This window comes from Mesorhizobium sp. M7A.F.Ca.US.014.04.1.1 (assembly GCF_003998745.1).
Classification (GTDB): Bacteria; Pseudomonadota; Alphaproteobacteria; order Rhizobiales; family Rhizobiaceae; genus Mesorhizobium; species Mesorhizobium ciceri.
In genome coordinates this window covers 1-7119 of sequence record NZ_RZRW01000301.1, presented here as the reverse complement: position 1 = coordinate 7119, position 7119 = coordinate 1, and the positions used below count along the sequence as shown (strand labels likewise).

At 62.7% G+C, this 7119-nt stretch carries 7 protein-coding genes and 2 tRNA genes; 6 read left to right on the top strand and 3 right to left on the bottom strand.

Annotated features, from left to right (window positions below):
• A partial coding sequence (gene bhcR / locus EOA22_RS19785) for an HTH-type transcriptional regulator BhcR (protein ID WP_164755653.1) occupies positions 1 to 718 on the bottom strand: 718 nt, incomplete at its 3' end.
• Positions 719 to 932: 214 nt separating this feature from the next.
• Between bhcR and gcl the strand changes: the two genes are divergently transcribed.
• From gcl to EOA22_RS19770, 3 genes are all read left to right on the top strand, one after another.
• Positions 933 to 2714, top strand: coding sequence for a glyoxylate carboligase (gcl, locus tag EOA22_RS19780; protein ID WP_063170247.1), 1782 nt, complete (start codon positions 933 to 935; stop codon positions 2712 to 2714).
• 26 nt (positions 2715 to 2740) lie between these two features.
• Positions 2741 to 3538 carry a 2-oxo-tetronate isomerase gene (otnI, locus tag EOA22_RS19775; protein ID WP_063168077.1) on the top strand — a complete coding sequence of 266 codons (798 nt, stop codon included), beginning with the start codon at positions 2741 to 2743 and terminating at the stop codon, positions 3536 to 3538.
• Between the two features lie 159 nt (positions 3539 to 3697).
• A complete protein-coding gene (locus EOA22_RS19770; protein WP_063168076.1) occupies positions 3698 to 4615 on the top strand; it encodes a 2-hydroxy-3-oxopropionate reductase in 918 nt (305 codons plus the stop codon).
• A gap of 110 nt (positions 4616 to 4725) precedes the next feature.
• Here the strand turns inward: EOA22_RS19770 and rlmB are convergent, their stop codons facing one another.
• On the bottom strand, positions 4726 to 5574 hold the full coding sequence (gene rlmB / locus EOA22_RS19765; RefSeq protein WP_063168075.1) for a 23S rRNA (guanosine(2251)-2'-O)-methyltransferase RlmB: 849 nt from the start codon (positions 5572 to 5574) through the stop codon (positions 4726 to 4728).
• A 198-nt stretch (positions 5575 to 5772) separates the two neighbouring features.
• On the opposite strand from rlmB, the gene EOA22_RS19760 reads away from it, so the two are divergent.
• Positions 5773 to 5857 (top strand) — tRNA-Tyr (locus tag EOA22_RS19760).
• 89 nt (positions 5858 to 5946) lie between these two features.
• Positions 5947 to 6020, top strand: a tRNA-Gly gene (locus tag EOA22_RS19755).
• Positions 6021 to 6096: 76 nt separating this feature from the next.
• Here the strand turns inward: EOA22_RS19755 and EOA22_RS19750 are convergent.
• Positions 6097 to 6561, bottom strand: coding sequence for a YidB family protein (locus EOA22_RS19750; protein ID WP_024505802.1), 465 nt, complete (start codon positions 6559 to 6561; stop codon positions 6097 to 6099).
• Positions 6562 to 6693: 132 nt separating this feature from the next.
• Here EOA22_RS19750 and EOA22_RS19745 point away from each other — a divergent pair, with 132 nt between their 5' ends.
• Positions 6694 to 6951 (top strand): GlsB/YeaQ/YmgE family stress response membrane protein, encoded by a 258-nt coding sequence (locus EOA22_RS19745; RefSeq protein WP_013531402.1) that lies wholly within the window; start codon positions 6694 to 6696, stop codon positions 6949 to 6951.
• Positions 6952 to 7119: the final 168 nt, after the last annotated feature.

The window sequence follows — 7119 nt, the reverse complement described above, 5'->3', positions numbered from 1 at the left end:
GTCCCGACACGGAAACGCCGCCGATCGGCTCGCCGAATTCGTTGAAGATGGCGGCTGCCACGCAGCGCATGCCGGGGTGCCGCTCCTCGTCGTCGACCGACCAGCCGCGCTGCTTGATCCGCGCCAGATCGTGGGCAAGCGCCGAAATGTCGGACAGCGTCCTGTCGGTGAAGCGCTGCAGGCCTGCCTTGCGCAGCATGGTTCCGACGCGCTCCGGCTCGAGATGCGCCAGCACCGCCTTGCCGATGCCGGACGCATGGAAGGGGCTGCGCGTGCCCGGCCGGAAGAAGGCGCGGATCGCCTGATGCGTCTCGACCTGGCTGACGAAGACCACGCAATCGTCCTCGGCGACGCCGAGATTGGCGGTCTCGCCGGTTCTCTCCATCAGCTCCTGCATGACGACACGCGCGCGGTCGACCAGCTTGCGGCGGCGCAGGAAGGCCGCGCCCATACGGTAGGTCTCGACGCCGATCGACCACAGCTGGTCTGATGTGTCGAATTCGACCATTCCGTGGTTTTGCAGCGTCGTCAGCATGCGGTAGGCGGTGGAGGCGGCAAGCCCGCTCTGCGCCGATATCTCGCTCAGCGACAGGCCGCTGCCTTCCGCGACAATGGCCAGGATTCTCAGCGCCCGATCGAGCGACTGCACCGAACTGGCCTCCGAGGGCCCATTGAAAGCGCGCGGCCGGCCGCGCTGGCGTTTTTCCGTGGTTTCCATGGCGCCATTCTCGACCGATCTCGCCAAATGCACAATGAAAAAGTTTTTCACTAAAATCGCAGGCCGGATTCCTAGAAAACGGAAAATCCAATAAAATCAGCATATAGCCGTTGTTTGCTCTAAATGAAAAAATATTCTGAAAAAATTGAAAAATAGCCGGCGTGCTGGCATCCTCAGCCAATCCAACAATGACAAACCCGTGGAGGGCTGGAAAATGGCCAGGATGCGCGCTGTCGATGCCGCGGTTCTCGTTCTCGAAAAGGAAGGCATTTCCTGCGCTTTCGGCGTGCCGGGCGCGGCGATCAATCCGTTCTATTCGGCGCTGAAGGCGAGGGGAACGATCCGCCACGTGCTTGCCCGTCACGTCGAGGGCGCCTCGCACATGGCGGAAGGCTTTACCCGGGCCAAGGCAGGCAATATCGGCCTGTGCATCGGCACTTCGGGTCCGGCCGGCACCGACATGATCACCGGGCTCTATTCGGCCGCTGCGGATTCCATTCCGATCCTGTGCATCACCGGCCAGGCGCCGCGGGCGCGGCTGAACAAGGAGGATTTCCAGGCCGTCGACATATCAGCCATTGCCGCGCCGGTCGCCAAATGGGCGGTCACGGTCATGGAGCCCTATCTCGTCCCCATGGCGCTGCAGAAGGCCTTTCACCTGATGCGCTCGTCGCGGCCGGGTCCGGTGCTGATCGACCTGCCGGTCGACGTCCAGCTGGCCGAGATCGAATTCGACATCGATGCCTATGAGCCGTTGACGCCGTTCAAGCCGGCCATGACGCGCGCCCAGGCCGAAAAGGCGTTGACGATGCTCAACGCCGCCGAAAAGCCGCTGATCGTCGCCGGCGGCGGCATCATAAACGCCGATGCGTCGGATTTGCTGATCGAATTCGCCGAGATTTCAGGCGTGCCGGTCATCCCGACCTTGATGGGCTGGGGCGCGATCCCCGACGACCACCGGCTGATGGCCGGCATGTGCGGGCTGCAGACCTCGCACCGCTATGGCAATGCGACGATGCTGGAAGCCGATTTCGTCTTCGGCATCGGCAACCGCTGGGCCAACCGTCACACCGGCTCCGTCGATGTCTATACCAAGGGCAAAAAATTCATCCATGTCGACATCGAGCCGACGCAGATCGGCCGTGTCTTCGCGCCGGATCTCGGCGTCGTTTCGGATGCTGGTGCTGCGCTGAAGATGCTGCTCGACGTCGCCACCGAGTGGAAGACGGCAGGCAGACTGCGCGACTGGTCCGGCTGGGCGAAGGAATGCCAGGCTCGCAAGAAGACGATGAAGCGCAAGACGCATTTCGACCAGGTGCCGCTGAAGCCGCAGCGTGTCTATGAGGAGATGAACAAGGCGTTCGGCCGCGACGTCACCTATGTCACCACGATCGGCCTGTCGCAGATCGCCGGGGCGCAGTTCCTGCATGTCTACAAGCCGCGCAACTGGATCAATTGCGGCCAGGCCGGCCCGCTCGGCTGGACCTTGCCGGCTGCCCTTGGCGTGCGCGCCGCCGATCCCGACCGCACCATCGTGGCGCTGTCGGGCGACTATGATTTCCAGTTCATGATCGAGGAACTGGCGGTCGGTGCACAGCACAAGCTGCCCTATCTCCATGTCGTCGTGAACAACGCCTATCTCGGCTTGATCCGCCAGGCGCAGCGGGGTTTCTCGATGGACTTCGAGGTCGACCTTGCCTTCGAGAACATCAACCGGGCAGGCGATCCCGAGGCCGGCTATGGCGTCGACCATGTTGCCGTCGCCGAGGCGATGGGCTGCAAGGCGGTCAGGGTGCGCAAGCCGGAAGAGTTCGCCGGTGCCTTCAAGGAGGCGCAGCGGTTGATGAAAGAACACCGGGTTCCGGTTGTCCTCGAATTCATCCTCGAACGCGTCACCAACATCTCGATGGGCACCGAGATCGACAAGATCACCGAATTCGAGGAGCTTGCCGAGAGCCACGAAGATGCGCCGACGTCGATCGTCATGCTGGATTAGGCTTGGCGGAGAAAAGGAGAAAAAGAATGCCGCGTTTTTCAGCCAATCTTTCGATGCTCTTTGGCGAGCATGAGTTCCTCGACCGTTTCGATGCCGCCGCCCGCGCCGGCTTCAAGGGCGTCGAATATATCGGCCCCTATGACCATGCGCCCGATGTCGTCGCCGCCCGGCTGAAGAAGAACGGCCTGACCCAGGTGCTGTTCAACCTGCCGGCCGGCGACTGGGGCAAGGGCGAACGCGGCATTGCCGTGCTGCCGGACCGCGTGCCGGAATTCCGCCAGGGCATCGCCAAGGCGATCACCTACGCGCAGGCGCTCGGCTGCCAGCAGGTCAATTGCCTAGCCGGCATCGTGCCCACCGGCGCCGACCGCAAGGTGCTGGAGGACGTCTTTGCCGAAAACCTTGCCTTCGCGGCGGAAAAGCTGGAGCAGGCCGGCATCAGGCTGCTGATCGAGCCGATCAACACGCGCGATATCCCGGGCTTTTTTCTCAATTATACCGATCAGGCGTTGGCGCTTATCGACCGTGTCGGGTCGAAGAACCTGTTCCTGCAATACGACATCTATCACATGCAGATCATGGAGGGGGATCTCGCCCGTACCATCGAGGTAAACCTCGACCGCATCGCGCATATCCAGCTTGCGGACAATCCAGGCCGTCACGAGCCGGGGACGGGCGAGATCAATTTTCCCTTCCTGTACGAGCACATCGACCGCATCGGCTATTCCGGGTGGATCGGGGCGGAATACAAGCCGAAGGCCGGGACGGAGGCTGGGCTGGGGTGGTTTCAAGCATTAGCCGGGCAGGGAAGTGCTGCGGCCTAGCCAACGCCGCGCCCCCTCATCCGGCCCTTCGGGCCACCTTCTCCCCGGTGGGGAGAAGAGACAGGCACCAACGTCGGCTTCTCTTCTCCCCTCGGGGGAAGATGGCCGCGCTAGCGGCCGGATGAGGGGGCGTTTCACACAAGCAACTGGAGAACCAAAATGGAAACCATCGGCTTCATCGGCCTCGGCATCATGGGCGCACCGATGGCGGGGCACCTGTTGGACGCGGGCTACAGGATCATAGCCAGCGACCATCGATCGCAACTCTCAGCCGATCTCGTCGCCAAGGGCCTAACGTCAGTCACCGGCCATGCTGCCGTGGCGAAGGCCGCCGACATCATCATTCTGATGGTGCCCGACACACCGCAGGTCGCCGATGTGCTGTTTCACGAGAACGGCGTCGCGTCCGGTCTGACCAAAGGCAAGCTGGTCATCGACATGAGCTCGATCTCACCGATCGAGACCAAGATTTTTGCCAGGAAAATCAACGATCTAGGCTGCGACTATCTCGACGCGCCGGTCTCGGGCGGCGAGGTTGGCGCCAAGGCGGCGTCGCTCACCATCATGGTCGGCGGCGAGGAGAAACCCTTCGAGCGCGCCAAGCCCGTGTTCGAGAAGATAGGCAAGAACATCACCCTGGTCGGGCCCAACGGCGTTGGCCAGACCACCAAGGTGGCCAACCAGATCGTCGTCGCGCTGACCATTGAAGCCGTCGCCGAAGCGCTTGTTTTTGCTTCGAAAGCCGGCGCGGATCCGGCCAAGGTCAGGCAGGCGCTGATGGGCGGGCTGGCGGCTTCGCGCATTCTGGAAGTGCATGGCGAGCGTATGGTCAAGCGCACCTTCGCCCCGGGTTTTCGGATCGAACTGCACCAGAAGGATCTGAACCTCGCGCTGGAGGGCGCGAAAGCGCTCGGCGTGTCGCTGCCCAACACGTCGACCACGCAGCAGCTGTTCAACGCCTGCGCGGCCAATGGCGGCGCCAAGGAGGATCATTCGGCCCTGGTCAGGGCGCTGGAGAGGATGGCCGATTTCGAGGTCGGCAGCGAGGCAGCCGGCACCCGGGGCAAAGCGGCATAGGTCAGGAGAGGGCGGCGCAACGTTCCCAAGCCGCCAACTCCTGGCCCATCGAAGAACGGGTTCCGGCGTCTATGGCCGGAACCCGTTTCTCGTTTCGAGATGTTTTTGGCTTAGCCGCGCTTCAAAAATGCCCGTGCCACGTAAAGGCTGATCGCCGCGGCATTCGATACGTTGAGCGAATGGATGGCGCCGGGCATGTCGAGCCGCGCCAGCGTGGTCACCGTCTCGCGGGTCTTCTGGCGCAGGCCTTTGCCTTCGGCGCCCAGCACCAGGGCGATCTTTTCTCCGGCAAAGCTCTTTTCGAGTTCGGCCGGCGCGTCCGAATCAAGCCCGATGGTGCGAAAGCCGGCCTCGTGCAGCTGGCCGAGCGCTTCGGCGAGGTTCTTCACCTCGATCTGGTCGATGTGCTCCAGCGCGCCCGAGGCGGATTTCGCCAGCACGCCCGATTCCTGCGGGCTGTGGCGGGCCGTGGTGATCAGCGCGCCGGCGCCGAAGGCGACCGCCGAGCGCAGGATGGCGCCGACATTGTGCGGGTCGGTGATCTGGTCGAGCACCAGCACCAGATTCGCGTCACCAAGCGCATCGAGCCGCTTGGCTTTAAGCGGCTCGGCCTCGATCAGCACACCCTGATGCACGGCATCCGACCCTGTGATCTTGTCGATATCCCTGGGTTCGACCAGTTCCGTCTTGAAGGGCAGGGCGGCGAGATCGGCGATTTCGAGGCGCTCGGCCGCATTGCGCGTCACCAGCATCTTCCTGATCTTGCGGCGCGGATTGTCGAGTGCGGCGCGAACCGTGTGCAGGCCGTAGAGCCGCACCAGTCCGTCCGCGGCATTTTCGCCCGGCGGAACCGGCTGTCGAGGCCGGAACGCCGGCGCGCCGCCGCTTTTCTCGTCGCGATAGGCGCGGCGCAGCTTGGCGTAATGGGTGTCTTTGGGGGTGTTGGTTTTATCGCTCATGGCTGGCTTCTATAGCGGTGTCCTCCGGCCAAGGATATGGCCCGCCGTCACAGCCGGCGAACAACATCGAAAAACGCTGGCTGCGCGGTTGACACCCAATGGCCTTGCCGCCATAAGGCGCTGCGCTGGTTTCGGAGAACACATAACTCGGGTCCGGATCGGCGTGAATGCCTCGTTGCATGGCTCCGGCGGCAGACTGGAGAGGTGCCCGAGTGGTTAAAGGGGACGGACTGTAAATCCGTTAGCTTAGCTTACGTTGGTTCGAATCCAACCCTCTCCACCACTGCCGGCCCGGAAGCCCTGAAACGCGACAAGAATCGGACCGAAAAGTGCATGGCGCTTTTCGGATGAATCCGGTACTTCAGGTAAGGCGCGGGTATAGCTCAGTGGTAGAGCAGCAGCCTTCCAAGCTGAATATGCGGGTTCGATTCCCGCTACCCGCTCCAGACACTCATCCCATCACCGGCAAGCCGAAGCACTGCGCACGAAGCGCAGCGCTCCAATTGTCGTGGCTGCGCCGCGTCAGCTGTTGAACGCGGATGCGACCTGGTGCTGCTGCGGCACCTGGCCATTCGGCGTCAGCTTGTCGACGATGCCGGGCAGGGCGGTGGACAGTTGCTTGAGCAGTTCCTGCTCGTCCAGTCCGGTCCGTTGCGCGATCTCGCGGATGATCTGCGGTCCGATCGCGGCGCCAAGATCGTTGGCGTTGATCGACTGGTTCTGGCCGGTTCCGACCCAGGAGTCCGCGGTGTTGCCGTGACCGGCGTCCCGGAGCTTTTCGAGCAGTCCGCCCAGGCCGCCCAGCAGGCCACCGTCGGCGGATGTGGTTTCCGTCGGGACGGGGGCGGTCGGAGCGGGCACGGGAGACTGTTCCGGCTCTTCGGCACTTCTGCCGCTCAGCATCTTGCCGACCAGCAATGCGCCGAGTGCGATCATCAGAGGTTTGGTGATGTTGCCGCCGGGAACGGCGTTGTCAAAAAGTCCCATCGTGGATCCTCCATAGCGACCAAGGCCCGACCCCTCCTCAACAATGAAGCATTCGGGCGGAATTTCAAGCTGGCTTGAGGTTTTGACAATCATATGAAAATGTTCGGCTGGCGAGGGGATGGAGAGGAAAAAATGGGTATCATCAGCTGGATCATTCTCGGCGTGGTCGCCGGCTTCATAGGCAGCAAGATCGTCAACAAGACCGGCCAGGGTGTCATAATGGATATCGTGCTGGGCATCGTCGGCGCCATTGTCGGCGGGCTGATCTTCAGTGCCTTCGGCGCATCAGGCGTCACCGGTCTCAACATCTACAGCCTGATCGTTGCCGTCATCGGGGCGGTGGTTGTTCTGTGGGCCTACCATCAGTTCAGCGCAAGGCGGACGCTTTAGGCGCCTGCGGATCGTCTGAGGTTTCGAGTTTCTGAAGGCAAGACCGGCTTCAGGCCGGTATGCCCGGCTGTGGCTTGCCTATGGCATCGGGGCGGCGAAAACAAAGATCGGCGTTCCCGCAATGAAACGAGGCTAGGCGACGACGGCCAACCGGCGCTGGCGCTGATC